We start from the raw sequence: 25,781 nt of genomic DNA on the forward strand, positions 1-25,781 counted from the left end.
AAGCCCCTCGGCGGGAGGCCGAGGGGCTTTTCAGCTGCGTGGAAGCCGGATCAGACGGTGGCTTCGTCGGTCAGCAGGTTGCGGGTGCGGTTCGGGTCGACCGGGATGCCCGGGCCCATCGTCGTCGAGACGGTGATCTTCTTCAGATACCGGCCCTTCGCGGCGGACGGCTTCGCGCGCAGGATCTCGTCCAGCGCGGCAGCGTAGTTCTCGACCAGCTTCTCCGAGTCGAACGACACCTTGCCGATGACGACGTGCAGGTTGGCCTGCTTGTCGACGCGGAAGTTGATCTTGCCGCCCTTGATCTCCGTCACGGCCTTGGTGACGTCGGGCGTCACGGTGCCGGTCTTCGGGTTCGGCATCAGGCCGCGCGGGCCGAGGATGCGGGCGATGCGGCCGACCTTCGCCATCTGGTCCGGCGTGGCGATGGCGGCGTCGAAGTCGAGCCAGCCACCCTGGATGCGCTCGATCAAGTCCTCCGAGCCGACCGCGTCCGCACCGGCGGCCTCGGCCTCGGCGGCCTTGTCGCCGGTCGCGAAGACGATCACGCGGGCGGTCTTGCCCGTACCGTGCGGCAGGTTCACGGTGCCGCGGACCATCTGGTCGGCCTTGCGGGGGTCGACGCCGAGCCGGATGGCGACCTCGACGGTCGCGTCCAGCTTGACCTTGGACGTCTCCTTGGCGAGCTTGGCGGCCTCCAGCGGCGAGTACAGCCGCTCCCGGTCAACCAGCTCAGCCGCGTTGTTGTACGCCTTGCTGCGCTTCATTCCTCTGTCCTTTAACCAACAGTTGTGGTGACGAGCCGAAGCGACGGCTCTCCCACGTAGATCGGTGAACTATCAGCCTTCGACCGTGATGCCCATGGAACGGGCGGTGCCCGCGATGATCTTCGCGGCCTGGTCGACGTCGTTCGCGTTCAGGTCGACCATCTTGGTCTGCGCGATCTCGCGCACCTGGTCCATGGTCACCTTGGCGACCTTGACGCGGTGCGGCTCGCCGCTGCCCTTCTCGACACCGGCGGCCTTGAGGATCAGCTTCGCGGCCGGCGGGGTCTTGAGCTTGAAGTCGAACGAGCGGTCTTCGTACACGGAGATCTCGACGGGCACCACGGTGCCGCGCTGCGACTCGGTCGCGGCGTTGTACGCCTTGCAGAACTCCATGATGTTGACGCCGTGCTGACCCAGCGCGGGACCGACGGGCGGCGCGGGGTTAGCGGCCCCGGCCTTGATCTGCAGCTTGATGACCGCTGCGAGCTTCTTCTTCTTGGGTGGCATCTCTAGCTTCCTTTATTGCGGTGTCCGCGCGCGGCCCTGCCAGCCGCAGCGTGGCTGCCGATCCCGCGTGGGGACCGATCAGATCTTGGAGACCTGGCTGAACGACAGCTCGACCGGAGTCTCGCGGCCGAAGATCGACACCAGGACCTTCAGCTTCTGGCCGTCCGCGTTGACCTCGCTGATCGTCGCGGGCAGCGTGGCGAACGGGCCGTCCATGACGGTGACCGACTCGCCGACCTCGAAGTCGACCTCGACGGTCGTCTTCGCGGGCGCGGAGGAGGCCTTCTTGCCCGCGGCCGGCTTCTCCCGCTCGACCTGCGGGAGCAGGAACTTGAGCACCTCGTCGAGGGTCAGCGGGGACGGCTTGGAGGTCGCGCCGACGAACCCGGTCACGCCGGGCGTGTTGCGCACCGCGCTCCACGAGGCGTCGTTGAGTTCCATCCGGACCAGGATGTAGCCGGGCAGCACCTTGCGCTGCACCTGCTTGCGCTGGCCGTTCTTGATCTCGGTGACTTCCTCGGTCGGCACCTCGACCTGGAAGATGAAGTCCTCCATGTCGAGGGTCTGGATGCGCGTTTCGAGGTTGGTCTTGACCTTGTTCTCGTAGCCCGCGTAGGAGTGCACGACGTACCAGTCGCCGGGCGCGTACTTGAGGGCTTCGCGCATCTCGGCGGCCGGGTCGGCGGGCTCTTCGTCGATCGGCGTCGTGTCGAGCGCGACCACGTCCACCTCGGTGTCCGAGGCGTCCGCCGGGTCGGTCTCGTCGGCGGAGCCGGAGTCGGCCGAACCGGAGTCGTCGTCGGAGTCGACGGCAGCGTCGGAAGCGGTGGCTTCCCCGGTGTCCTCCGCCGCCTCGTCCTGCTCGACGTCCTCGACGCCACCGTCGAGGTCCCGCTCGTCGGTCAGGTCGGTCAGCTCCTGGGCGTCAACGCCGTTCTCGGAGGTCACTGTGGGTCTCGCTTCCTTTCATGCATCACGTGCTCCCGCCGCCGCCCGCGGGCGGCGGTCGGGGTGTTCGCGACTCTAGGCGAACACCTTGAACACGCCCCAGGCGAAGGCCGAATCCAGGCCGAACACCAACGCCACCATGAAGGCCACGAAGACCAACACGACCGAGGTGTAGGTGATCATCTGCTTGCGGGTCGGCCAGATGACCTTCCGCAGCTCGCTGACCACCTCGCGGGCGTAGCGGACGATCTTCGCGAAGAACCCGACCCGCTTCTCCTGGTCGCCCCTGGCGCGCGTGGGACGGCCCTTCTTGTCCTCCGCGGCGTCGGAGTCGACCTCGGCCGACTTCTTCGCGTCGGGACGCGCGGCGGAGTCCTTGCGGCCCGCCGGGCGCGCGGAGCCCCGACGCTCACGACGCGCTGCGGCGGTGACCGGCCGGGACGCGCTCTCGCGCTCGTCCGGCTGATCCTGCTCGCGGCCCTCGCTCATGCCGTCCTCCGCTCACCATCGCGATCGCACGTCGCGCTTCGACGCAGGGGCGACAGGACTTGAACCTGCAACCTGCGGTTTTGGAGACCGCTGCTCTGCCAGTTGAGCTACACCCCTTTGGGATCCCCGGTGGGGAACCCCTGGCTGAGGACGTCTTCCACTCTCCTCACGTGGCTCGTGAGGCAGCGGCTGGACGTTCCGGACTCGAAGCATACGGCACCGGGTGCCCCTCCTTCCAACTGGCCCGGTCAGAGGGGGTGCCGGCGGCTCGCGCCGTTGTGCCGTCTGCCACGATTGGGGCATGGCCTCACCTGAGACGACCTCCGCCCCCGGCACCTCCGACTTCCCCCGGATCTCCAAGCGGATCTCCGGCATCGCCGAGTCCGCCACCCTGGCGGTCGACGCGAAGGCGAAGGCGCTCAAGGCGGCCGGGCGACCGGTGATCGGCTTCGGTGCGGGCGAACCCGACTTCCCGACCCCGGACGCCATCGTCGCCGCTGCTCAGGCCGCGTGCACCGACCCGCGCAACCACCGCTACACGCCCGCCGCGGGCCTGCCCGAGCTTCGGGAGGCCGTAGCCAGGAAGACCGAGCGGGACTCCGGGTACGTCGTGCCCGCCTCGCAGGTGCTGATCACCAACGGCGGCAAGCAGGCCGTCTACCAGGCGTTCGCCACGGTCCTGGACCCGGGCGACGAGGTGCTGCTGCCCGCGCCGTACTGGACCACCTACCCCGAGGCGATCACCCTCGCGGGCGGCGTGCCGGTGCAGGTGACGGCGGACGAGGCGACCGACTACCTGGTGACCGTGGACCAGCTCGAAGCCGCGCGGACCCCGAAGACCAAGGTCCTGCTGCTGTGCTCGCCGTCCAACCCGACCGGCTCGGTGTACTCCCGCGAGCAGATCACCGCCATCGGCGAGTGGGCGCTGGCGAACGGCCTGTGGGTGATCACCGACGAGATCTACGAGCACCTGGTGTACGACGGCGCCGAGTCGGTGTCCCTGCCGGTGGCCGTGCCCGCGATGGCCGACCGCACGATCGTGCTCAACGGCGTGGCGAAGACCTACGCGATGACCGGCTGGCGGGTGGGCTGGCTGATCGGCCCGGCCGACGTGGTCAAGGCCGCCGCGAACCTCCAGTCCCACCTCACCTCGAACGTCTCCAACGTCGCGCAGCGCGCCGCGCTGGAGGCCGTGTCCGGCCCGCTGGACGCCGCGCACGAGATGCGCGAGGCGTTCGACCGCCGGCGGCGGACGATCGTGGACCTGCTCAACGCGATCCCCGGCGTGCACTGCCCGTCGCCGAAGGGCGCGTTCTACGTGTACCCGTCGGTCAAGGAGCTGATCGGCAAGACGCTGCGCGGCGTCGAGATCACCGACACGGTGCAGCTGGCGGCGCTGATCCTGGAGCACGCCGAGGTGGCCGTGGTGCCCGGCGAGGCTTTCGGCACCCCCGGTTACCTGCGGCTCTCCTACGCCCTCGGTGACGACGACCTGAAGACGGGCATCACCCGAATGGCGGATCTGCTCGGCGAGATCAAGTTGTAAACATTCACAACCCCCTCGAAAGGCACCTCCACCTGGGGGTGCCTTTCGTCGTGTTCGGACCCGTACGGGCAATCGGCGGCCCCCGCGTCGTGCACCCGTCCGACAGTCCGACCAGCCGGCTCGCCGAGCCGCCTTCCCCCGAGGAGCCCACATGGCCTTACCCCAACCGCCGACAACACAACACCACCAGCACGCCGCACCCGGCACTCCGCGCAACGGGTTCGGCGTCGCGGGCTTCGCGCTCGGCCTGCTCGGCCTGGTCACGAGCTTCATCCCGCTGATCGGCGTGGTCGCCTGGCCCCTGGTGCTGCTCGGCCTGGTGCTCGGTGGCGTGGGCATCGCCCGGTCGCGCCGGTCCGGCGGCAAGGCGCTCGCGGTGACCGGCGTCGCGCTGTCCGCGGCGGGCCTGGTCGTCTGCGTGCTCTGGGTGGCGGTGTTCAGCCAGGCGCTGAGCGACGCGACCCCGCCGCTGAACGACCTCAAGGGCCAGGCCGGCAAGGAGTCCAAGGTCCGCTACGAGATCACCGGCAGCGCGGCCAAGGCGTCGGCGACGTACACCACGTACAGCGGCGGCGACAGCGCGTCGAACAAGGAAGAGATCACCAAGCTCCCCTGGACCAAGGAGGTGACCGTGACGGGCCTGCTCAGCGGCGCCGGTCTCTCCGCGATGACCGGCCCCGAGGGCGGCTCGGTGACCTGCAAGATCAGCGTGGACGGCGTGGAGAAGAAGTCGGTGACCGCGACCGGCGCGTCCGCCGTGGCGACCTGCAACTTCTGACCCGCTCCGCGTGGAAGGCCACTCCGGCGATCCCTCCGCACCCGCCGGGGTGGCCTTTGCCGCACACTCAGCGTAATTCGTACGGGTGAATCCTGTAACCGTCGGTAGAACCACACCGATGGTCTATTCAGATCAACGGATCTTCGCCCGAGGAGAGCAGCGCATGACGGAGTCCGCCCTACCCGAGCCCCCTGGACGCCCGGCCCGCAAGTGGCCGGTGATCGCCGGATCGGCGGTGCTGGTGCTGGGCGCGCTGGTGCTCGCCCTGTGGGTCGCCAGACCGGACGAGCCCGCCGTCGTGGTCTACGAGGTCTTCGGCGAGGCGACGAGCGCCACCGTCACGTACTCCACGTTCGACCGCGACGGCAGCGCGACCCGCGAGGTCGAGCTGACGTCGTTCCCCTGGTACCACGAGCTGCGGGTGCGCGGCGACGACGTGAAGGACGGCGTGCTGACCGTGACCATCGGCCCGGACGGCGGCTCGGTGGGCTGCAAGGTCGGCGTGGACGGCGTCGAGCGCCGCTCCGCGACCGCCACCGGCCCGCTCACCAGCGCCCTGTGCGGCGGCTTCTGACCCCGCGCGCGATTCCCCGGCGGGCGGACTTCCGGGGCGCACGCCGAACTCGCCCGGTCGGGGGCTCAAGGGCCCACCGACCGGGCACGTCGAGCAGGACCGGCTAGGGCAGGCGGACGCGGGCGGAGGCCCCGCCGAGGACGGACTTGCCCTCGAACGAGGCCGTCACGTTGACCTTGAACGTCCCGTCCTCCAGGACCTTGGTCACCTTGCCGGTGACCTCCACGAGGGCGCCCTCGTCGTCGTCGGGCACCGGGACCGGGCGGCCGAAGCGGACGCCGTACTCGACGACCGCGCCGGGGTCGCCGGTCCACTCGGTGACGATCCGGCCGGCCAGGCCCATGGTGAGCATCCCGTGCGCGATCACGCCCGGCAGCCCCACCCCGGTGGCGAACCGCTGGCTCCAGTGGATCGGGTTGAAGTCGCCGGACGCGCCGGCGTAGCGGACCAGGTCGGCCCGGGTGATCCGGAGCGACAGCGGCGGCAGCTCGTCGCCCACGGACACGTCTTCGGCGCGGATCACGCGTCCTCCCCGCGGACCACGAGGGTGCAGCGGCCGGTGCACACCGGTTCGCCCTCGTCGGTGCTGATCTCGGCGCGGATGGCGAGCATGTCGTTGCCCATCCGCGAGGTGATGCCGTCCACGTGCAGCTCGGCCACCAGCCGGTCGCCGGCGGTGATCGGGCGGACGTGGCTGAAGGTCTGGTCGCCGTGCACCACGCGGGTGTAGTCCAGGCCCAGCTCGGGGTCCTCGACCAGGACGTCGTTGGCCTTCAGCGACACGATGATGGCGAACGTGGGGGGCGCGATGACGTCCCGGTACCCGGCCGCGCGGGCGGCCTCCGGGTCGCGGTGCACCGGGCTGGTCTCACCGACGGCGTCCGCGAACTCGCGGATCTTCTCGCGGCCGACTTCGTAAGGGGGTGAGGGAGGGTACACGCGTCCGATGAACGACTGGTCGAGTGGCACCGGAGCAGGTTACGCGACGAGGCCCGCCCCCTTGATCAGGGACGGGCCTCGGCGGAACGGCTGTGCGGAACCCTCAGCGGGTTTCCTTGTGCGCCCGGTGGGTCTTGCAGTTCGGGCAGAACTTCTTGATCTCCAGGCGGTCCGGGTCGTTGCGCCGGTTCTTCCTGGTGATGTAGTTCCGGTGCTTGCACTCCTCGCACGCGAGGGTGATCTTCGGGCGTACGTCGGTTGCAGCCACGGTCCTTGCCTTTCTAGAGCGCACGTGCCCCGGAGCGTCCAGTGCGGGCTTACCGCCTGGCGGGGATCGAACTGTCGAGTAGCGGTGGCCGGACTTGAACCGGCGACACAGCGATTATGAGCCGCTTGCTCTACCAACTGAGCTACACCGCTGTACACGACAACCGGCCGCAGATGCTTGTGCACCGCGGCCAAGTCGTGGAGCCCCTTTACGGAATCGAACCGTAGACCTTCTCCTTACCATGGAGACGCTCTGCCGACTGAGCTAAAGGGGCTTGCTCTTTCGTTCCTTGCGGAGCGAGTAGAACTCTACACAACCTCCCCGCGAGAGTGAAATCCGGGGGGTGGATCAGTGCACCAGGGTGAGCACCGTCTCATCCCGCGCTCCCCTGACCTGCACCGTTCGCGCGCGCAGCCACGCCTCGAAGCGCTCCTCGGACAGCGGGCGGGAGATCAGGTAGCCCTGTGCGACGTCACAGCCCATGGACACCAGTTGGTCGCGGGCGGCGTCGTCCTCGACGCCCTCGGCCACGACGGTCAGGCTCAGCGAGTGGCCCAGCTCGACGATGGACCGCACGACGGCCATGTCGCCGAGGTCGGTGCCCATGCCGAGCACGAACGACTTGTCGATCTTGACCTCGTCCACCGGGAGCTGCCGCAGGTAGGCCAACGACGAGTAGCCGGTGCCGAAGTCGTCCACGGCCAGCACGACGCCCATGGTGTGCAGCCGCCGCAGCACCGGCAGTGCCCGCTCCGGGTCGGCCATCACGCCGGACTCGGTCAGCTCGAAGGTGAGCAGCTCCGGCGGGACCTCGTGCTTGACCAGCGCGGCGGCCACCCGGTCCGGGAACTCCTCGTCGGCCAACGTCCGCACGGACAGGTTGACCGCGATGGACATCCGCAGTCCGCGGTCGATCCACCGGCGGACCCGTTCGAGGGCCTTGTCCATCACGAAGTCGGTCAGCACGTCGACCAGGCCGGTGGCCTCGACGGCGGGCACGAACTCGTCCGGGTCGACGCGGCCGAACTCCGGGTGCTTCCAGCGCACCAGCGCCTCCGCGCCGACCACCTGCCGGCTCGGCAGCGCGACCTTCGGCTGGTAGTGCACCGACACCTGGCCGTTCTCCAGCGCCGACCGGAACTGGGTCACCAACTGGAAGCGGCGCAGGAAGATCTGGCCCATCGACGGCGCGTACGCCCGCAGCGGCTCGGCCTCGCTGGTCGCCCGGACCGCCACGTCCGCGCGCTGGAGCAACGCGTCCGGGTCCGGGTCCTCGATCTCGCAGTTCGCCGTCGACGCCCAACCGACCACCGCGCCCGCCTCGACCGTGAGCCGGTCCACCGGGTACGGCACGGACAGCGCGGTGCGCAGCCGCTCGGCGATCTCCTGGATCCGCTCGGCCTGCCGGTCCAGCAGCAGCGCGGCGAACGCGCCGCCCTCCAGCCGGGCCAGCGGCACCTCGGGGCCGAGTTCGTCGCGCAGCCTGCGGCCGGCGGCGACCACCATCCGGTTGCCCCACGCCTGGCCGAGCGCGTCGGACACGGTGGACAGCACGTCGAGGTCGATCCGCACGACGACCGACGTGCCGGCCTGCCGCATCGGCTCGTTCGCGGCCTCCCGGAAGCCCGGCCGGTTGAGCAGGCCGGTCAGCGGGTCGTGGTAGGCGTCGTGGCGCAGCCGGGCGAGCAGCCGCCGGTTGTCCACGGCGGTCGACAGGTGGCTGGCCAGGGTGCGCAGCAGTTGGAGGTCGGCCTTGCCGAAGCCGCGCCACCGGCTGAGCCGGTCGTGCACCTCGACCGCGCCGAGCAGCTGGGTCGCGCCGCGCAGCGGCACCACCAGCGCTTCCTGCGCGTCGCGGCGGGCCAGGGCCTCGGACACGTCCTCGCCGGCGTCGACGATGCGGAAGTACCGCACCTGCGAGCCGGGCAGTTGCAGCATGGCGTCCTCGCGCAGCTGGCGCGGGTCGTCGCGGCGCATCCCGTGCGGCAGCGGCTCGCCCGCGACGAGCATCCGCATCGGGGACTGCGGGTCGGTGCGCAGCCGCAGCACCACGCGGTTGGCGTTGAGCTGCTCGCGGATCCGCTCGGCGATCAGCTGCCACTCGTCGTCCTCGGCCTGGCCGTCGCCGTCCTCGGCGGACGCGCCGCGCGGGCCGGTGGCGTGCCGGCCGGAGCGGGCCACCCGCAGCGAGACCTCGCTGAGCGCCTCCAGGTCGCGCTGCTCGCGCAGCAGACCGGAGTAGGCCAGGTAGATGGCGATGATCCCGGCGAACACCAGGGCGATCAGCAGGCCGCCCCACGGCGCCTTGGTGGCGATCTCGTAGCCGGCGAGGCCGGCGGAGGTGTTGAGCAGCGCCACGACCAGCGTCTGGAGCACCAGGCGCAGGCTCGGGCCGACCCGCATGCCCTTGCCCATCAGCCGCAGCGCGGTCAGGCCGAGCACGCTGGCCAGCAGCGGCACGGCGATGGTGCCGAGGAACGCGCCCGCCCAGAGCGGTCCGCCGTCGCCGACGAACTCCTTCACGGAGTGGGCGACCGCGAAGGCCACCGATATCTCCATGAACATCAGGCCCGCGTTGTAGACGGCGCGGTCGAGCACGCGCCTGCCGAGCAGGGTGCCGACGCCCGCGACCACGTGCGCGGCGAGCACCACCTCGAACGGCGCGACGAGCAGGCCGAGCACGAGCGGGATCTCGGTGAACGAGATCGTCCAGGCCACCCCGCTGCGGACGTCGACGTTGATGGCGAGCTGCTCGGCGAGCAGGAACCCGACCACGAGCAGCGGTCCGGCCCACAACAGGTCGAACCGGTCGTCGTCCTTCGGCAGCCACGACCCGACGACGAACGCGGACAGCGCGCCCGCCGCGAGGAGCAGGACCGCGAACACGCTGAACGCGCGGTTCGTGGACCGGGTCGGCGTGCTCGACGCCGTGGCCGACGCGTGGTCGGACATCCAGCCTCCTCGTCGGCCTGCGTCGCGGAAGGCCGGGTGACGGCCTACGAACTCCTGGCGTGACTGAGGGGTCCCGAACACCGACCGAGACCCCTCCAGGGGTGCCAATGTACCCCGGTTGGGCGACGAAATGGCAGGTCGATGAGCCGATTACCACGAGAAGTAACAGAACGGCTCACACGATCAGCTCTCCTGCCAGCACCGTCACCGCCTGGCCGGCGAGCCGCACCCGATCACCGGTCAAGATCGCCCGGACCTGCCCGCCGCGGGGTGACGCCTGCTCGGCCAGCAGCTCCGCGCGGCCCAGCCTCGGCGCCCACCAGGAGGCCAGGGTGCAGTGCGCGGAACCGGTCACCGGATCCTCCGGAACCCCGTAGGACGGGTAGAAACAGCGGCTCACGACGTCGAGCCCGGGTCGGTCGCCGGGCGCGGTGACGATCACGCCGCGGCCGGGCACCTCGGCCAGCGCGGCGAGGTCCGGGGTCAGCGCGCGGACCTGCGCGGCGGAGGCCGCCTGCACCAGGACGTCGGACACGGCCCGCGCGACGGCGGTGATCGTCACGCCCGGCAGGCCCGCGCGCAGCGGTGGTGTGATCTCAATTGGCTGGGCGGGATCGGCCGGGAAGTCCATCTCCACCCAGCCGTCGCGGGCGGTGCACGTGAGGACGCCGCTGCGGGTGTCGAACCGGCGGTCGCCGCCGAGGACGTGCGCGGTGGCGAGGGTGGCGTGGCCGCACAGGTCCACCTCTTTGAGGGGCGTGAACCAGCGCAGCGGCAGCGGGCCGTCGTCGACCAGGCGCACGAACGCCGTCTCCGCGTGCTTCATCTCCGCGGCGACGGACTGCATCCAAGCGTCCTCGGCTGGTTCTTCGAGCAGTACGACGCCTGCGGGGTTGCCCGCGAACGCCCGGTCCGTGAATGCGTCGACCACGTGGATTCGCACCGGGCAGACGTTACGTTCGGGTATGGACTCGTTGCTGCCCGCGTTCCCCCGGATGGATGACAGCCCGTACTCGTTGCGGGAGCAGTCGGCCGACGAGCTGACCGCGACCTGGGGCGCGCTGCGGACGCACTCTCTGAAGTGGCACCCCGACGCCGACCTCGACGAACAGCTGCGGAACTGGGAGCTGACCGGCGCGGGCGACCGGGAGACGGCGGCGGTGGTGTCCGTGCCCAGCCGGGCCGTCGCGGCAGCGACCGCCCTGGCCCGGCACGGCTTCGCGCCGCTGATGGTGACCGCCGCCCGACGGGCCGGGCGTCCCGGCGGGCGGCCGTCGCCCGACGTGGTGGTCCGCCGGGCGGGTGCCGCGGACGTCGACTTCATGGCCGCGACCAGCCTGGAGACGGCCCGGTACGACGGCAGGTTCGGGATGGTGACCGTGCGGCCGTCGACCGGTGACCGGCTGCGCGAGGAGGTCGAGGCCCGGATGGGGCGGGACGACCCCGGCGCGTGGGTGGCCGAACGTGATGGCGAACCGCTCGGCGTTCTGCACTACGACGTGCCGCCGCACTCGGACTGGATGGTGCCCCTCACGTGTGTGTCGCCCGTGGCGTACCTGTCGCTGTTGGGTGTTTCGGAAGCCGCGCGGAGCACGGGGGTGGGCAGCGCGCTCGCCGCCCGTGCGCACCAAGAGCTGGACGACGCAGGCGTGGAGCTGACGCTGCTGCACCACTCGTTGCCCAACCCGCGCTCGACGCCCTTCTGGTACTCGCACGGCTATCGGCCGTTGTGGACCACTTGGCAGCGCAGGCCCGCGCTAGGCGGCCACTAGTTCGTACTGGGCGTCCAGTTCGCCGCGGAGGTCGGCGCGGATGACGTCGAGCACCTCGCGCGCCTTCGTCGCCGCCTGGTGCTGGGCCGCGCCGCTGCCCACGGCCTCGCGGAGCACCAGCCACACCGCGGCGTCGTCCTCGCGGACGGCGGTGAGCAGTTCACGCTGCTCCGGGTAGGGGTGCAGGGCGACGCGCTCCGTGTGCGTGCGCAGGTCGTGCAGGACGTCGCGGTCCACGGCCTGGGTGGCGACGATCCGGGCGAGCTTGGCGGGCAGGTCCACCGAGCCGAGTTCGGCGGCCGACAGCGGGCCGAAGTCGAGCACGGTGTTGAGGCCGTACTCCAGGTCGTCGGCGGCGTGCAGCAGCTCGCGCAGGCGGGTGCGGTCCTCGGGCGCCGAGCCCTCCCGGTGCGCCCTCGACGCACGTCCGGCGACCGCGCCCCGGACGAACGCGCTGCGGGCGAACGCGCCGAGGACGACGCCGACGGCGAGGGCGGGCAGGACGGTCCAGATGTCGCTCATGGGTTCGAGTCTCGACGCCGTCGGGCGGCGCGGCGCCCGGTCGACGGCGGCCGGCCGGATCCCAGCGCCGAGAGGTCGGGGCGAGTTCGGTTGGACTGAACAGCCCAACCGGTCGGCGTGGCGGCGTGATCCGAACGGCCGCGCGGGGGAAGGTGGATCACGTCGACCCCGCCCCGGCCGCGGCGGACCACCCGTTCGGGGGGTACTCAGCTGCCGGGTCAGGGCCTCCTACAAGAACGAGGGGTTACGGAAGGACGGCGAGGGGGTCGCCATGACCATTGCGAAGGAACTCTCCGGCAGGGCCAAAGCGATGTTGCGGGCCGTGGCCGCGGGCAGGGGCGAGCTGTCCGGTGGGAGGGAACCGGACCTCTACGTCGACGGCCTGCCGTGCTGCGACCAGATGGTGACCCACGACCTGGTGCACGCCGGGCTGCTGCGCGCCATACGCGCGGTGGGTTTGGACGAGCGGTCGGACGCGGAACTGACCGAAGCGGGACGAGCCGCTATCGCGTAACCCCTCGAACACACGTTCGAGATGCGTTATGCTGTGGACGTGGGGCCGGCACGCAAGCGAGAGGAAGCGCTTGCGCGTCGGCCCCATCTTTGAGCAGTTCTACTCATCCGCCGACAGGCGCGGACGGCGCACCATCAGCGCATGACGGCAGTCTTAGCCCACCGCCGCACAGGCGCGGTGCTGACGTGGACGTGGTGCGCGGCCCTCGCGGCACTCCTGGCCTGGCAACCGGCCCGCTTCTTCCTGCCCCGCGTCACCCAGCTCGACGCGAACGTCCCGTTCCTCTACCTGCCGGTGGTGGTGCCGATCGCGGTGATCGGCGCGCTGGCCCCGTTGGCGGGGGCGGTGTGGGCGCTGAGGAGTGAGCGGCGCGGGTACTTGACGACGTTCGTGGTGATGCTGTGCGCGGACGTGGCCTTGGCGGTGTACGTGACCAGCCCGATGGTCAGCTGACCCAGGTGGCGGAGGCTTGCGCGAAGTGGTCGCGCAAGGCGGCGTGCGCGGGGGCGGGAACGACGAGGCTGCGGCCCTCCAGCTCCTCGTAGGCCGAATAGCCGGCCAGTTCAGGTGCGACGCGGACGGTCAGCGAATCGGGGTCGATCGCCATCTGCCCGGCGTCGAACAGCTGGTGGATGTCGGCGCGGAGCAGCAGGCCCTCGCTCACGTCGTGCTTCTTGTGCACGGCGAACGCCCGCAGGTGCGCGGCGTGCAGCGCCGCCTTCGGGCACGGCCCGGTGATCGCGCAGACCTGCCCGAACTTCGCCAGCAGCAACGCCCGGAACCGGCCCTGCCCCTTGCGGACGTTGACCAGGCTGCGCCGGTGGCCGCCGTCTGGCGAGGGATCGGCGGCTTCGGTGTCCGGCGGCTCGGGGAGTTCCAGCAGCCGCTCGGCCAGCAACTCCTCCAGCGCGCTGCGCCTGAGCGGGCTGATCGACTGCTGCTTCGAGTTGTTGGCCGCGGCTTGCCGCAGGTCGGCGACCGCGAACGGCTCCGCGAAGGCGTGCCAGGTCGTGTCGTAGCGGGCGATGCGCCGGGTGACCGACATCGGCTCCTCGACCGGCCGGTCGAACTCGTGCCGGCACTTCAGGCACAGGTACTCGGGCTTGAGCTTCTTGCGCTGTTTGAAGCTCGCGTCGCGGCATTCCGGACACCGCCGCCGCACCGACTGGACGCCGTGCTCCACGTCGATCTGCCGGATGACCGCGGATCCGAGCACCCGGTCCCGGTTGCGCACGAACACCAGGTCCCCGACCTCGACCTGGTCGGCATAAGTGACTGGCGAGTCGTACACGTAGTACGACTCCGGCACGTCCGGATAGCCGTTGTTGCCCTGGAAGTGACGTTCATCACCGACGGACAAAAACGCCCAGGCCCTCATCTCCACCCCCTGTGACCAGCCCGCACTCGACCCCGTCCGACCCAGAAGCCGTTTCGCCCGGCAGGCCCGCGCTTTACCGGTGCCGGAGTCACGACAAGCGCACTGCGCGGCCGGTTGGGCGGCGCAATGGACCGGATGCGACGAGAAGACCCTCGTGACCGGCACTCACTGGTCACGAGGGTCTTCTGGCTCGCGTGGCGGGTAGAGGATTCGAACCTCTGTAGCTTTCGCGACGGATTTACAGTCCGCTCCCATTGGCCGCTCGGGCAACCCGCCCCGCGCCCGGTGTCACCGGGTGCGGAGGAGAGAATACATAAGCCCGCACGGCCCCCTGCAACCGGGATACCCCGGTAGGCTCCCGGGCGGTTCCAGACCCACCTACGCGGAGGTACCGGGCACGTGGCAGACCCGTCGTTCGACGTGGTGAGCAAGGTTGACCGGCAGGAGGTCGACAACGCGCTCAACCAGGCCGCCAAGGAGCTGAGCACCCGCTTCGACTTCCGGGGCACCGGTACTCAGGTGTCCTGGGCGGGCGAGGAGGCGATCACCTTCCAGTCCGAGACGGAGGAGCGCTGCCGCGCGGCGATCGACGTCTTCCAGGAGAAGCTGGTCAAGCGCGGCATCTCGATGAAGGCGTTCGAGATCGGCGACCCCGCCATCTCCGGCAAGGTGTTCAAGGTCACCGGGACCCTGGTGCAGGGCATCTCCTCGGAGAAGGCCAAGGAGATCGCCAAGAAGGTCCGCGACGAGGCGCCCAAGGGCGTGCAGGCGCAGATCCAGGGCGACCAGCTGCGCATCTCCGGCAAGAAGAAGGACCACCTGCAGGACGTGATCGCCCTGCTGAAGGGCAACGACTTCGGGATCGCCCTCCAGTTCACCAACTACCGATGAAGGGCATCATCCTGGCGGGCGGGAGCGGCACGCGGCTGCACCCGATCACCCAGGCGGTGTCCAAGCAGTTACTCCCGGTCTTCGACAAGCCGATGATCTACTACCCGCTGTCGGTGCTGATGCTCGCGGGCATCCGGGACGTGCTGCTCATCTCGACGCCGGTCGACCTGCCGCTGTTCCGCCGGCTGCTCGGCGACGGCTCGCAGTTCGGCCTGCGGATCTCCTACGCCGAGCAGGCCCACCCGAACGGGCTGGCCGAGGCGTTCGTGATCGGCGCGGACTTCGTCGGCGACGACGACGTGTCGCTGGTGCTGGGCGACAACATCTTCTACGGCCAGGGCTTCTCCAAGGTCCTCCAGCACCACGTGGCGACGCTGGACGGCTGCGTGCTGTTCGGCTACCCGGTGCGCGACCCGGAGCGCTACGGCGTGGGCGAGGTCGGCCCGGACGGCAGGCTGGTCTCCATCGAGGAGAAGCCGGCCGAGCCGAAGTCGAACAAGGCGATCACCGGTCTCTACTTCTACGACAACCAGGTCGTGGACATCGCGCGCAACCTCAAGCCGTCGGCGCGCGGCGAGCTGGAGATCACCGACGTGAACCTGGCCTACCTGCGGGAGGGTCGGGCGACGCTGGTCGACCTGGGTCGCGGGTTCGCGTGGCTGGACACCGGGACGCACGACTCGCTGATCGAAGCGGGCCAGTTCGTGCAGGTGCTGGAGCACCGCCAGGGCGTGCGGATCGCGTGCCCGGAGGAGATCGCGCTGCGGATGGGCTTCATCACCGCGGACGAGTGCTACGCGCTGGGCGAGAAGCTCGCCAAGTCCGGCTACGGCCAGTACCTGATGAACGTGGCCCGCGAGTCCCGCTAGGAGCGGGCCAGCTCCTCCAGCCGGCGCACGCGGTCGGCGATCGGCGGGTGGGTGGAGAACAGCCTGGTGAGGTTCTCCCCCGCCCGGAACGGCGACGCGATCATCAGGTGCGACTGGGCGACCACGGCGGGTTCGGGGGCCAGTGGCGCGGCCCGCGTGCCGTACTCCAGCTTGCGCAGCGCCGAGGCGAGCGCGAGCGGGTCGCCGGTGAGTTCCGCGCCGGACGCGTCGGCCTGGTACTCGCGGGACCGGCTGACCGCCATCTGCACGATACCGGCCGCGATCGGGCCGAGGATCGCGATGAGCAGCAGCGTGATCGGGTTGGGGCGCTCCTCGTCGTCGCCGCCGAACACGCCCGCGAAGATCGCCAGGTTGGCCAGCGTGCTCACCGCGCTCGCGAGGGCGCCCGCGACGCACGAGATGAGGATGTCGCGGTTGTACACGTGCGACAGCTCGTGCCCGAGCACGGCGCGCAGCTCGCGCTCGTCGAGCAGCTCCAGGATCCCCGTGGTGCAGCACACGGCCGCGTTGCGCGGGTTGCGGCCGGTCGCGAAGGCGTTCGGCGCGGCCGTGGGGCTGATGTAGAGCCGGGGCATCGGCTGCCGCGCGGCCATCGCCAGTTCCCGCACGATGCGGTACATCGCGGGCTGCTCGACCTCGGACACCGGACGGGCCCGCATCGCCCGCAGTGCGAGCTTGTCGGAGTTGAAGTACGCGTACGCGTTCACCCCGAACGCCAGGAGCACGCCGATGACCAGGGCGGTACGCCCGAAGAACGAGCTGATCCCGATGATCAGCGCGCTCATCGCGCCGAGCAGCAACGCGGTCTTCAAACCGTTGTAGTGCTTGTGCACGTTGCTTCGCCTCCGGTGCCTTACGTCCTCCCTCTCAACGCGCCAGGACGGCCCCCGGTTCCGGAACCCCCACGTGCCGGGCGTGTGGCGGCGCTCTCCGGGGCGGGTTCGGCGGCCGGGTCGAGGGCGGGTGGCGGCGGCACGTGGGCCACCCACGTGCCCAGGACATCCCGTTCGTGGACGAGTTCGGCGACCGCCCCGTCCCCGCTCGGCGTGCCGGTGCCGGGGTAGGAGAAGTCCGGGGCCCAGTGCAGGGCGTCGAACGGGCACGCCTCGACGCAGATCCCGCAGTACAGGCACTGGCCGTAGTCGATGGCGAACCGGTCGAGCACGTTGCGCGCGCGGGGCCGCGCCGAGCCGGGCTGCTGCTCGGTCTCGGTGTGCGAGTCGATGTGGATGCACCAGTCGGGGCACTCGCGCGCGCAGATCATGCACACCGTGCAGTTGGCCTCCAGCAGCGCGATCACGCCCCGGGTGCGTGGTGGCAGGTCAGGCACGGTTCTCACCTTCACGTCGGGGTCCCCACGAGGGGTCGGGCACGCCGGGCGGCGCGGTGCGCCTGCGGCTGGGCGCGGACGTGCCGTCCTCGCCGGGTTCGAGGCGGCCCGGCCACGGCCGGACCACGCGGGAGGCGAGCACGAAGTCCTTGCGCAGCGGGTGGCCGGCGAACGTGTCGGGCAGCAGCAGGTGCGGCACGGGCTCGGCCAGGGCGATGCCGAACATCTCGGCGGCCTCCCGCTCGTGCCACGCCGCGCCCGCCCACAGGCCCGCCACGCTGGGCAGCGGCTCGGCACCGACCTCGGTGCGCAGCAGCAGGCCCAGCCGGGTCCCGGGCTGGACGACGTGCAGCAGGACCGCGTGCCGCAGGCCGGACGCGCCGGGCCGGCCGGCGTCCTCGACGCCGAGCCAGTCGAACGCCAGGCAGCCCAGTTCATCGTGCGCGTGCCGGGCGGCGGCGAGCCAGTGCTCGACGGCGACGTGCGCGGTGGTCTGCCCGAACGCGGTCTTGGGCTGCGCGTCGGGGACGAGGGCGGCGAGTTCGGCGGACGCGGCGGTCACGACACGAGCCGGTGGAGTGCGGCGAGGCCGTCGAGCAGCGCCTCGGGGCGGGGCGGGCAGCCGGGCACCGCGACGTGCACCGGGAGGACCTGGTCGATGCCCTTGGTCACGCTGTAGGAGTCCCAGTACGGGCCGCCGGTGTTGCTGCACGCTCCGACGGAGAGCACATAACGTGGTTCCGGCATCTCCTGGTACGTGGCGATCACGGCGGGCAACATGACATCGGTGACCGTCCCGGAGACGACGAGCACGTGGGCTTCGCCCGCGGCGTGCGCCACGTCCACCCCCAACGCCGCGAGGTCGTGCGGCCGGTCCCCTTCGAGGGCGGCCATGACCTCGACGCCGCAGCAGGCGAGTCCGAGGTCGAGCACGGTGACCCGGTATGTCGTACCCCAGTCGAGCGTGGAAACCGTCACACCGGATGAGGTTAATACGTGGGGGCCCGCCCGGCTCACGCCCGGCGGGCCCCCAACCCCCCAATACTCCCCCGATTGCTCCCACGTGAACTCGCACCTGGTTGCCGCAGAAGTCTCTTACGGATCGCGTATACCTGTCCAGAGAAATCCATCAAGATCTTTGGATAATTTCACGCCCAACTGTGGTCAAGTTCAGTACAACTAACCGGTAGATCATTTCGCCCCGACCCGAGAGGCCCCGATGTCCACCTCGGCCCGGCTGCTGCTCCCCGCAGGCAACCAGCTCAGCAGACTCCTGCACACCTCGCCACTGCTGCTGGACACGACGTTGGACCAGCTCAGGACGTTGATCGCGGTGCACGAGACGCGCTCCGCGCTGCGCGCCGCGCGGGTGCTCGGCCGCGAGCAGTCCAGCGTGCAGAAGCAGATCGACACGCTGAACCGCAACTTCAAGTCGCTCTGCGGCGAGCCGCTGGTCGTCAAGCAGGGACGGGGAAAGGACGTCCTGATCACCCCGACCGGCGAGGCGTTGGTGGAATTGGCGAAGGAGACGCTGGGCCACTGGCTGGATTCGATTCACGAGTGCCGGCGCAAGCTCGGCACGACCCTCACCGTGGGCACCACCCGGTTCATGCTCGACTCGCTGGCGAAGGCGTGGCACCACGTGGCCGACGACTTCCGGCAGCGGGACGTCGAGCTGAAGGTGGTGCACATCCGGACCAAGGACATCTGGCACAAGCTGGAGAGCAAGGAGGTCGACATCGTCTGCGGGTCGGTGGTGACGCCGGCGGGCGACGGGTCGGGCTTCGCCGACTTCGACGTCATCGAGTGGCGGCGCGGCGGGTTGGCGCTGCTCACGAACCTGCCCGAGCACCGGTTGGGGGACAGCGTCGGCACCGGGGAGTTGCCGAAGCTGCCGCTGGTCGTGCCGGGCGACGGGCTGATCGCGGAGTTCCTGCGCGGCTGGTTCGGGCCGGACTACCAGAACGAGCTGGACATCGCGGCGGAGATCGACGAGATCCAGTACGGCATGTCGCTGCTGCGGTCGGGCCTGGTCGAGGGCTGCATGATCGTCACGTCCGGCCTGGGCGTCGTGGCCGCGAACAACGAGCTGCGCGAAGGCTCGGGACTGCGCGTGGTGGAGCTGAAGAACGACCGCAAGCCCGTGCTGGAACGGCTGGTGGGAGTCTTCGCGCGCAAGGAGGAGCGTGCCAAGTTCCCGACCGACCACCCGCTGAACCTGCTGTGGGCGGCGTTCCAGCGCGAGGTCTCGGACTGACCCCGAACGCGCCACTACCCACCCGGTCGTGGGCCGGCCTCGCAGGCACGGAGAGGTCGGCGGGAACGGCCATGCGCGCACGACGACCACCGCCGCGATTTCACCCGGACCCCCAAGCGCGCCCGTCGCGCCCACGGGCCCGCCCGCATTCGCGGACGGGCCCCGCGCGGCCTAGTCCTTGCGCTGCCGCTGCGCCTGCCGCACCAGCCACTCCAAGCCGGTGAGCTGCTTGGGAACCTCCGTCTGGTCGCGTTCCACCCGTTCCTCCTCCGGTCGCGGCTGAGGCGAAGGCACCCGGTCTTCGAGGTCGTTCATGGCGCGGCTCCCTACCTTGGTCGACAGCGAGTGCCGTCGATCGGAGCACTGTCATGGGCCGACCCGCCAGCCAGATCAGCCCAACGGGTGACAGACCGCTCGATCGCGGCACTTCCTGGTAGACGCACGGCATCCACCCGTGCCACGCCACAGCGACAGCGACACCCACACCCACAGCGACACCCACACCCACACCCACAGCCTCAGCCTCAGCCTCAGCCAAGGCGGAAAAATCCCACCCCATCCAGGTTTGCAACGCCCTGAACCCAGCCCGCTGCACAAGTCGACCTGATTCCGGAATTCCACATCGGCGAAGCTTCGTCACGCCCAACCAAGTCAAGCCGACGACGCACTTCGATAAAGAGGGGCTTCGTGTCATCCCGTCGACCTGGCGCAGCCCTGTCACACGAGTCGGGGACCTGCGACATGCCGACCAACCGCCGGTCACGGTGCCAGGCTCGCAGGTCCCCGGCTCGTGTGATAGCCCTTCGGGAGGTCGACGGGATGACACGAACCCCGGTCACCGCTGGGTCGGAAGACAATCGCAGAAGCCGATCATCCTGTTGGCCTGCCGCGCGGCGAGCGCTTCTTCAATCGCACCAAACCCACCGCTCGCCCCACCCACACAGACCGTCGCAGTAGTCACATATTCACGCGTGCTCGCGCATGTTCGCGCATGTTCACGCATTTTCGCGCACCTTCCATGCACGAAACGAGAGCGCCGGAACAGTCGACCTTCAGTCCCGCAATTCCATCGTGCAGCACTTCGGGCCGCCACCGGACTTGCGGAGTTCCGAGATGTCCACGAAGACCGGGTCGAAGCCCCGGCGGGTGAGCTGGTCGGCGAGGGCCGTCGCCTCCACCGGCAGGATCACGTTGCGACCATCCGAGACCGCGTTCAGGCCCAGGCAGGCGGCGTCTTCCTCGGTCGCGATGATCGCGTCGGGGAACAGGCGGCGGAGGACCTTTCGGGAGCCCGGGGAGAACGCCTCCGGGTAGTAGGCGACCAGGTCCTCCGTCAGCACGAACAGGGCCACGTCCAGGTGGTAGTACCTCGGGTCCACCAGCTGGAGCGAGATCACCGGGACGCCCAGGACCTCCTGCGCCTCCGAGTGGGCCAGGGGGTCCGTGCGGAAGCCGGTGCCCGCCAGCAGGTACTTCCCGGTCCAGGTGAAGTCGCCTTCGGCCTCGTTCGTGCGTTCCGGCATCACCACGGACTTGTAGCCGTTGGCCAGGAACCAGCGGCGGAAGTGGTCGGCTTCGGGGACGCGCTGGTCGGCGCGGAACCTCGAACCCAGGACCAGGCCGTCGATGACGGTGCCGGAGTTGGCCGAGAAGACCATGTCCGGCAGGCCCGGGACCGGGTCGATCAGGTCCACGCGGTGGCCCAGGCGCTCGTACGCCTCCTTCAGCGCGGTCCACTGCTCGACCGCCAGCGCCGTGTCGATCGGCCGGGTCGGGTCCATCCAGGGGTTGATGGCGTACTCCACCGTGAAGTACTCCGGCGGGCACATGAGGAACCGGCGCGTGGTCGGCACGCGCACGGGGGCGGTGGGCGTGGTGACGCCCAGCACGATCGGCTCGTCGCCGGGGCCCAGGAGGGAAACCGAGGTCATGGATCGAAGGGTAAATTCCCGTCTGACCAGCGAACAACGCCGCAGTATTGCGTCTGTTGGTGCAGAATGTTGCGTGTGGACTCGATTGACCAGCGAATCATTTCGTGCCTGATGGCCAACGCCCGCTCCAGCTACGCCGAGATCGGCAAGGCCGTGGGCCTGTCCGCCCCCGCCGTGAAGCGCCGGGTCGACAAGCTGCTGGACACCGGCGTGCTGCGCGGCTTCACCGCCGTCGTGGACCCTGAGCAGCTCGGATGGGGTACCGAGGCGTTCGTCGAGGTGCACTGCCGGGGCAACGTGGCACCCCACGACATCCAGCAGCGGCTCGAACCCATGGCCGAGGTGATGGCCGCCTACACGGTGTCCGGGGCGGCCGACGCAATCGTTCACCTCCGCGCGGCCAACATCCACCACCTGGAGACCGCCCTGGAGCGCCTGCGCGCCGTCGAGATCATCGACCGGACGGTCTCCACGGTCGTGCTCTCCCGGCTGCTGGACCGACCGCCGGCACCCTGACCGGGCGCGGCACCTCAACCGGCACGCCGGGCGCGTTCCGGCGCGCCCTAGAGTCGCCCGCATGTCCGAGGTGCTGCTGGAGCGTTCCGACCGGGTCGGCGTGATCACCGTGCACGACCCCGAGCGGCGCAACGCGCTGACGCTCGACCTGTCCGACCAACTCGTCGCCGCCGTCAAGACCTGCGAGCAGGACGCCGATGTCCATGCCGTGGTGGTGACGGGGGCTCCTCCGGCGTTCTGCGCGGGAGCGGATCTGACGGCGTTGGGCGAGGCCCAGGAGGAGGGGCTGCGCCGGATCTACGCGGGGTTCCTCGCGGTGGCGGACTGCGCGCTGCCGACGATCGCCGCGGTGGGCGGCGCGGCGGTGGGCGCGGGGCTCAACCTGGCGCTGGCCTGCGACGTCCGGCTGACCGGGCCGAAGGCGCGGTTCGACGCGCGCTTCCTCCAGCTGGGCATCCACCCCGGCGGCGGGATGACGTGGATGCTGCAACGCCTCGTCGGCCCGCAGACGGCGACCGCGATGACGCTGTTCGGCCAGGTCCTGGACGCCGACGCGGCGGTCCGGACGGGGCTGGCCTGGGACCGGGTGGACGGCGGGCACGACGAACTGGTCGCCTCGGCCGTCGAGTTCGCGAAGGCTTCGGCCGAAGCGCCGCGCGAGCTGGTCCGCACCATCAAGTCCACGATGCGGACGACGGCGGTCCTGGACGCGCACGCGGACGCCGTGGACACCGAGATCACCCCGCAGGTCGCCTCGATCGCGTCACCGGAGTTCGCCGCCAAGCTGGCCGCGATGAAGGCCCGGATCAGCGGCCGGCCGTGAGCCTGGACAGCACCCGACGCTACCTGTAACTTCCGGTAACAGTTACTGTCGGGTACAGCCGAAATCGCGGGGATTACCGCCTGGTTAGCCCTTGTCACACCAGGTGGGACGAACCGTCCCGCAGAGTGGTACAGGAGAAACCGGCCCGAGGGCGGGCACGACTACCCTCGCGGAGGGGAGGGGCTACTTGCCCTCAGGCGGGCGTGAAGAGAGGGATCGGCGTAGGACATGACTACCGACGTTGGTAATGGCGCCGCGCCAGGTGGTGGCAACGCCAAGGACACCGGCACCGTGCAGAAGCTCGACCGCGTGGTGATCCGGTTCGCCGGCGACTCCGGCGACGGGATGCAGCTCACGGGCGACCGGTTCACCTCCGAAGCCGCGGCCTTCGGCAACGACCTCGCGACGCTGCCGAACTTCCCGGCCGAGATCCGGGCGCCACAGGGGACGCTGCCCGGGGTCTCCAGCTTCCAGCTGCACTTCGCCGACTACGACATCCTGACCCCCGGCGACCGCCCCGACGTGCTCGTGGCGATGAACCCGGCGGCGCTCAAGGCCAACATCGGCGACCTGCCCCAGGGCGGGATGCTGATCGTCAACACCGACGAGTTCACCAAGCGCAACCTGGTCAAGGTCGGCTACGCCACGAACCCCCTGGAGGACTCCTCGCTGGATGCCTACCAGGTGCACAAGGTCGCGATGGCCACGCTGACCATCGGCGCGCTGGAGGGCACCGGCCTGGGCAAGAAGGACGCCGAGCGGGCCAAGAACATGTTCGCCCTGGGCCTGCTGTCCTGGATGTACCACCGGCCGACCGAGGGCACCGAGCGGTTCCTGCGCGAGAAGTTCGCCAAGAAGCCGGACATCGCCGAGGCCAACGTCCTGGCGTTCCGCGCGGGCTGGAACTACGGCGAGACCACCGAGTCGTTCGCGGTGACCTACGAGGTCGCGCCCGCCAAGCTCAACCAGGGCACCTACCGGCAGATCACCGGCAACACCGCGCTGGCCTACGGGCTGGTGGCCGCCGGGCAGCTGTCGAAGCTGCCGGTCGTGCTCGGCACGTACCCGATCACGCCCGCGTCCGACATCCTGCACGAGCTGTCCAAGCACAAGAACTTCGGCATCACCACGCTCCAGGCCGAGGACGAGATCGCGGGCATCGGCGCGGCGCTGGGCGCCTCCTACGGCGGCGCGCTGGGCGTGACCTCGACGTCCGGTCCCGGCGTGGCGCTGAAGTCCGAGACCATCGGCCTCGCGGTGATGACCGAGCTGCCGCTGGTCGTGGTCGACGTGCAGCGCGGCGGCCCGTCCACCGGTCTGCCGACCAAGACCGAGCAGGCCGACCTGCTCCAGGCGATGTTCGGCCGCAACGGCGAGTCGCCGGTGCCGATCGTCGCGCCGCAGTCCCCCGCGGACTGCTTCGACGCGGCGCTGGAGGCGGCCCGGATCGCGCTGGTCTACCGCACGCCGGTGCTGCTGCTCTCCGACGGCGCGATCGCGAACGGCTCCGAGCCGTGGCTGGTCCCCGACGTCGCGGACCTGCCCGACCTGACCGTCGAGTTCGCCACCGAGCCCAACGGCCCGGACGGCGAGTTCTGGCCCTACCTGCGCGACCCGGAGACGCTGGCCCGCCCGTGGGCGGTGCCCGGCACGGCCGGCCTCCAGCACCGCATCGGCGGCTTGGAGAAGGCCGACGGGAACGGCAACATCTCCTACGACCCGGCCAACCACGACCACATGGTGCGGCTGCGGCAGCGCAAGGTGGACGGCGTCGAGGTGCCCGACGTGGTGGTGGACGACCCGTCCGGCGAGGCGCGGGTGCTCGTCGTGGGCTGGGGCTCGTCCTACGGCCCGATCGGCGCCGCCGCCCGCCGGGTGCGCAAGCTCGGCCTGCCGGTGGCGCACGCCCACCTGCGGCACCTGAACCCGTTCCCGCGCAACCTCGGGGACGTGCTCGCCCGGTACGACAAGGTGGTCGTGCCGGAGATGAACCTCGGTCAGCTGGCGTTGTTGTTGCGAGCGAAGTACCTGGTGGACGCGATCAGCTACACCAAGGTGCAGGGTCTGCCGTTCAAGGCGGAGGAGCTGCAGGACGTGCTCGCCGATGTGATCAAGGGAGTGTCCGCGTGACGGCCATCGAATTGGGGCTGCCGGGCCTGGGGGGCCTGGTCGGCGTTCCTACTTCCGACGAGCCGCAGAAGGCCAAGGACTACAAGTCGGACCAGGAGGTCCGCTGGTGTCCGGGGTGCGGCGACTACGTGGTGCTCAACGCCGTGCAGTCGTTCCTCCCGACGCTGGGCCTGAAGCGCGAGAACATCGTGTTCGTCTCCGGGATCGGCTGCTCGTCCCGGTTCCCCTACTACATGAACACCTACGGGATGCACTCGATCCACGGGCGGGCGCCGGCCATCGCGACCGGTCTCGCCGTGGCCCGACCCGACCTGTCGGTGTGGGTGGTGACCGGTGACGGCGACGCGCTGTCCATCGGCGGCAACCACCTGATCCACACGTTGCGGCGCAACGTGAACCTGAAGATCCTGCTGTTCAACAACCGGATCTACGGCCTGACCAAGGGCCAGTACTCGCCCACCTCCGAGGAGGGCAAGGTCACCAAGTCCACCCCGCTGGGCTCGCTGGACCACCCGTTCAACCCGGTGTCGCTGGCGCTGGGCGCGGAGGCCACGTTCGTCGGGCGCGCGGTCGACTCCGACCGGGCGGGCCTGACCGAGGTGCTGCGGCAGGCCGCCGAGCACCGCGGGACGGCGCTGGTGGAGATCTACCAGAACTGCCCGATCTTCAACGACGGCGCGTTCGACGTGCTCAAGGACGCCGACGAGGCGGCGCGGCGGATCATCGACGTCGTGCACGGGCAGCCGATCACGTTCGGCGGCAGCGAGTTCGCCGTGGTGCGGGACGGGTTCGGGCTGGCCGTGGCCAAGACCGCGGACGTGGCGGCCGAGGACGTCGTGGTGCACGACGCCGGGGACCTGAACCTCGCGTTCGCGCTGTCCCGGCTGTCGACGCAGGACCTCCAGCACACCGTGACCGGGGTGTTCCGCAACGTCGCGCGGACCACGTACGACGACGCGGCGCGCGCGCAGGTGGAGGCCGCCAAGGCGGCGAAGGCACCGGACCTGGGCGCGCTGCTGCGCGGCAAGGACACCTGGACGGTCGTCTAGCACGACCCGC

Annotated in this window: 30 protein-coding genes and 4 tRNA genes; 13 read left to right on the forward strand and 21 right to left on the reverse strand. The window is 70.2% G+C overall.

Features of this window, described 5'->3' with window-relative positions; genetic code table 11:
• Positions 1-50: 50 nt before the first annotated feature.
• From rplA to AC0HI0_RS31875, 5 genes are all read right to left on the reverse strand, one after another.
• Positions 51-767: a 50S ribosomal protein L1 gene (gene rplA / locus AC0HI0_RS31855; protein ID WP_480927179.1), complete on the reverse strand. Its 717-nt coding sequence runs from the start codon at positions 765-767 to the stop codon at positions 51-53.
• Between the two features lie 72 nt (positions 768-839).
• Positions 840-1,274: a 50S ribosomal protein L11 gene (rplK, locus tag AC0HI0_RS31860; RefSeq protein ID WP_184689328.1), complete on the reverse strand. Its 435-nt coding sequence runs from the start codon at positions 1,272-1,274 to the stop codon at positions 840-842.
• 78 nt (positions 1,275-1,352) lie between these two features.
• Positions 1,353-2,222, reverse strand: coding sequence for a transcription termination/antitermination protein NusG (gene nusG, locus AC0HI0_RS31865; protein WP_480927180.1), 870 nt, complete (start codon positions 2,220-2,222; stop codon positions 1,353-1,355).
• A gap of 75 nt (positions 2,223-2,297) precedes the next feature.
• Complete coding sequence (gene secE / locus AC0HI0_RS31870; RefSeq protein ID WP_480927181.1) at positions 2,298-2,711, reverse strand: preprotein translocase subunit SecE; 414 nt, start codon at positions 2,709-2,711, stop codon at positions 2,298-2,300.
• A gap of 44 nt (positions 2,712-2,755) precedes the next feature.
• A tRNA-Trp gene (locus tag AC0HI0_RS31875) sits at positions 2,756-2,828 on the reverse strand.
• 184 nt (positions 2,829-3,012) lie between these two features.
• Between AC0HI0_RS31875 and AC0HI0_RS31880 the strand changes: the two genes are divergently transcribed.
• The 3 genes from AC0HI0_RS31880 (at position 3,013) to AC0HI0_RS31890 (ending at position 5,609) form a co-directional block, all read left to right on the forward strand.
• On the forward strand, positions 3,013-4,257 hold the full coding sequence (locus AC0HI0_RS31880) for a pyridoxal phosphate-dependent aminotransferase (RefSeq protein WP_480927182.1): 1,245 nt from the start codon (positions 3,013-3,015) through the stop codon (positions 4,255-4,257).
• A 151-nt stretch (positions 4,258-4,408) separates the two neighbouring features.
• Entirely contained in the window at positions 4,409-5,035 is a 627-nt protein-coding gene (locus AC0HI0_RS31885; protein WP_480927183.1) for an MmpS family transport accessory protein, read from the forward strand.
• Between the two features lie 163 nt (positions 5,036-5,198).
• On the forward strand, positions 5,199-5,609 hold the full coding sequence (locus AC0HI0_RS31890) for an MmpS family transport accessory protein (protein ID WP_480927184.1): 411 nt from the start codon (positions 5,199-5,201) through the stop codon (positions 5,607-5,609).
• Positions 5,610-5,712: 103 nt separating this feature from the next.
• Here AC0HI0_RS31890 and AC0HI0_RS31895 read toward each other — a convergent pair whose 3' ends face one another.
• The 7 genes from AC0HI0_RS31895 to AC0HI0_RS31925 all read right to left on the reverse strand — a co-directional run bounded on the left by AC0HI0_RS31895 (position 5,713) and on the right by AC0HI0_RS31925 (position 10,711).
• Complete coding sequence (locus AC0HI0_RS31895; RefSeq protein WP_480927185.1) at positions 5,713-6,132, reverse strand: MaoC/PaaZ C-terminal domain-containing protein; 420 nt, start codon at positions 6,130-6,132, stop codon at positions 5,713-5,715.
• A complete protein-coding gene (locus tag AC0HI0_RS31900; protein ID WP_480927186.1) occupies positions 6,129-6,578 on the reverse strand; it encodes an FAS1-like dehydratase domain-containing protein in 450 nt (149 codons plus the stop codon). The genes AC0HI0_RS31895 and AC0HI0_RS31900 overlap by 4 nt, the downstream gene beginning before the upstream one ends.
• Before the next feature lie 73 nt (positions 6,579-6,651).
• A complete protein-coding gene (gene rpmG, locus AC0HI0_RS31905; protein WP_015105301.1) occupies positions 6,652-6,816 on the reverse strand; it encodes a 50S ribosomal protein L33 in 165 nt (54 codons plus the stop codon).
• A 79-nt stretch (positions 6,817-6,895) separates the two neighbouring features.
• Positions 6,896-6,968: transfer RNA gene (locus tag AC0HI0_RS31910), tRNA-Met, on the reverse strand.
• A 46-nt stretch (positions 6,969-7,014) separates the two neighbouring features.
• Positions 7,015-7,090, reverse strand: a tRNA-Thr gene (locus tag AC0HI0_RS31915).
• A 74-nt stretch (positions 7,091-7,164) separates the two neighbouring features.
• Complete coding sequence (locus AC0HI0_RS31920) at positions 7,165-9,768, reverse strand: putative bifunctional diguanylate cyclase/phosphodiesterase (protein ID WP_480927187.1); 2,604 nt, start codon at positions 9,766-9,768, stop codon at positions 7,165-7,167.
• 175 nt (positions 9,769-9,943) lie between these two features.
• A complete protein-coding gene (locus tag AC0HI0_RS31925) occupies positions 9,944-10,711 on the reverse strand; it encodes a PhzF family phenazine biosynthesis protein (protein ID WP_480927188.1) in 768 nt (255 codons plus the stop codon).
• Positions 10,712-10,733: 22 nt separating this feature from the next.
• Here AC0HI0_RS31925 and AC0HI0_RS31930 point away from each other — a divergent pair, with 22 nt between their 5' ends.
• Positions 10,734-11,540, forward strand: coding sequence for a GNAT family N-acetyltransferase (locus tag AC0HI0_RS31930; RefSeq protein WP_480927189.1), 807 nt, complete (start codon positions 10,734-10,736; stop codon positions 11,538-11,540).
• Here AC0HI0_RS31930 and AC0HI0_RS31935 read toward each other — a convergent pair.
• Positions 11,526-12,062 (reverse strand): hypothetical protein, encoded by a 537-nt coding sequence (locus AC0HI0_RS31935; RefSeq protein ID WP_480927190.1) that lies wholly within the window; start codon positions 12,060-12,062, stop codon positions 11,526-11,528. The two genes, AC0HI0_RS31930 and AC0HI0_RS31935, sit on opposite strands and share 15 nt — an antisense overlap.
• A gap of 271 nt (positions 12,063-12,333) precedes the next feature.
• On the opposite strand from AC0HI0_RS31935, the gene AC0HI0_RS31940 reads away from it, so the two are divergent.
• Both AC0HI0_RS31940 and AC0HI0_RS31945 read left to right on the forward strand, forming a co-directional pair.
• On the forward strand, positions 12,334-12,576 hold the full coding sequence (locus tag AC0HI0_RS31940; protein ID WP_480927191.1) for a hypothetical protein: 243 nt from the start codon (positions 12,334-12,336) through the stop codon (positions 12,574-12,576).
• Positions 12,577-12,717: 141 nt separating this feature from the next.
• Positions 12,718-13,029: a hypothetical protein gene (locus AC0HI0_RS31945; protein WP_480927192.1), complete on the forward strand. Its 312-nt coding sequence runs from the start codon at positions 12,718-12,720 to the stop codon at positions 13,027-13,029.
• Here the strand turns inward: AC0HI0_RS31945 and AC0HI0_RS31950 are convergent.
• Together AC0HI0_RS31950 and AC0HI0_RS31955 are read right to left on the reverse strand one after the other, a co-directional pair.
• Positions 13,022-13,954 (reverse strand): HNH endonuclease, encoded by a 933-nt coding sequence (locus tag AC0HI0_RS31950; protein WP_480927193.1) that lies wholly within the window; start codon positions 13,952-13,954, stop codon positions 13,022-13,024. The genes AC0HI0_RS31945 and AC0HI0_RS31950 overlap by 8 nt on opposite strands.
• Positions 13,955-14,149: 195 nt before the next feature.
• Positions 14,150-14,230, reverse strand: a tRNA-Tyr gene (locus tag AC0HI0_RS31955).
• 123 nt (positions 14,231-14,353) lie between these two features.
• Between AC0HI0_RS31955 and AC0HI0_RS31960 the strand changes: the two genes are divergently transcribed.
• Positions 14,354-14,845, forward strand: coding sequence for a YajQ family cyclic di-GMP-binding protein (locus AC0HI0_RS31960; RefSeq protein WP_480927194.1), 492 nt, complete (start codon positions 14,354-14,356; stop codon positions 14,843-14,845).
• A complete protein-coding gene (gene rfbA / locus AC0HI0_RS31965; protein ID WP_480927195.1) occupies positions 14,842-15,714 on the forward strand; it encodes a glucose-1-phosphate thymidylyltransferase RfbA in 873 nt (290 codons plus the stop codon). Before AC0HI0_RS31960 ends, rfbA begins: the two co-directional genes overlap by 4 nt.
• On the opposite strand, the gene htpX is transcribed toward rfbA, so the two are convergent.
• From htpX to AC0HI0_RS31985, 4 genes are read right to left on the reverse strand one after another with little or no spacing between them, the layout of a single operon-like run.
• The gene (gene htpX, locus AC0HI0_RS31970) at positions 15,711-16,568 is read right to left on the reverse strand and encodes a zinc metalloprotease HtpX (protein ID WP_480927196.1); all 858 of its coding nucleotides are present in this window, start codon (positions 16,566-16,568) and stop codon (positions 15,711-15,713) included. The genes rfbA and htpX overlap by 4 nt on opposite strands.
• Positions 16,569-16,588: 20 nt before the next feature.
• Positions 16,589-17,065 (reverse strand): 4Fe-4S binding protein, encoded by a 477-nt coding sequence (locus tag AC0HI0_RS31975; RefSeq protein WP_480927197.1) that lies wholly within the window; start codon positions 17,063-17,065, stop codon positions 16,589-16,591.
• Positions 17,058-17,627, reverse strand: a complete 570-nt coding sequence (locus tag AC0HI0_RS31980; protein WP_480927198.1) for an NADH-quinone oxidoreductase subunit C — start codon at positions 17,625-17,627, stop codon at positions 17,058-17,060. Before AC0HI0_RS31980 ends, AC0HI0_RS31975 begins: the two co-directional genes overlap by 8 nt.
• Complete coding sequence (locus tag AC0HI0_RS31985; RefSeq protein WP_041315569.1) at positions 17,624-18,043, reverse strand: NADH-quinone oxidoreductase subunit B; 420 nt, start codon at positions 18,041-18,043, stop codon at positions 17,624-17,626. The genes AC0HI0_RS31980 and AC0HI0_RS31985 overlap by 4 nt, the downstream gene beginning before the upstream one ends.
• A gap of 241 nt (positions 18,044-18,284) precedes the next feature.
• Between AC0HI0_RS31985 and AC0HI0_RS31990 the strand changes: the two genes are divergently transcribed.
• Complete coding sequence (locus tag AC0HI0_RS31990; protein WP_480927199.1) at positions 18,285-19,322, forward strand: LysR family transcriptional regulator; 1,038 nt, start codon at positions 18,285-18,287, stop codon at positions 19,320-19,322.
• Positions 19,323-19,493: 171 nt separating this feature from the next.
• Here AC0HI0_RS31990 and AC0HI0_RS31995 read toward each other — a convergent pair whose 3' ends face one another.
• Complete coding sequence (locus AC0HI0_RS31995; RefSeq protein ID WP_480927200.1) at positions 19,494-19,637, reverse strand: hypothetical protein; 144 nt, start codon at positions 19,635-19,637, stop codon at positions 19,494-19,496.
• Between the two features lie 737 nt (positions 19,638-20,374).
• Positions 20,375-21,253: a dimethylargininase gene (gene ddaH / locus AC0HI0_RS32000; RefSeq protein WP_480927201.1), complete on the reverse strand. Its 879-nt coding sequence runs from the start codon at positions 21,251-21,253 to the stop codon at positions 20,375-20,377.
• A 75-nt stretch (positions 21,254-21,328) separates the two neighbouring features.
• Between ddaH and AC0HI0_RS32005 the strand changes: the two genes are divergently transcribed.
• The 4 genes from AC0HI0_RS32005 (at position 21,329) to AC0HI0_RS32020 (ending at position 25,771) form a co-directional block, all read left to right on the forward strand.
• Positions 21,329-21,769 carry an Lrp/AsnC family transcriptional regulator gene (locus tag AC0HI0_RS32005; protein ID WP_480927202.1) on the forward strand — a complete coding sequence of 147 codons (441 nt, stop codon included), beginning with the start codon at positions 21,329-21,331 and terminating at the stop codon, positions 21,767-21,769.
• 61 nt (positions 21,770-21,830) lie between these two features.
• Positions 21,831-22,592 (forward strand): enoyl-CoA hydratase, encoded by a 762-nt coding sequence (locus tag AC0HI0_RS32010; RefSeq protein ID WP_480927203.1) that lies wholly within the window; start codon positions 21,831-21,833, stop codon positions 22,590-22,592.
• Positions 22,593-22,820: 228 nt separating this feature from the next.
• Complete coding sequence (locus AC0HI0_RS32015) at positions 22,821-24,722, forward strand: 2-oxoacid:acceptor oxidoreductase subunit alpha (RefSeq protein WP_480927204.1); 1,902 nt, start codon at positions 22,821-22,823, stop codon at positions 24,720-24,722.
• On the forward strand, positions 24,719-25,771 hold the full coding sequence (locus tag AC0HI0_RS32020; RefSeq protein WP_480927205.1) for a 2-oxoacid:ferredoxin oxidoreductase subunit beta: 1,053 nt from the start codon (positions 24,719-24,721) through the stop codon (positions 25,769-25,771). Before AC0HI0_RS32015 ends, AC0HI0_RS32020 begins: the two co-directional genes overlap by 4 nt.
• Positions 25,772-25,781 lie beyond the last annotated feature (10 nt).

The sequence above is a fragment of the Saccharothrix sp. NBAS 001 genome, assembly GCF_056640475.1.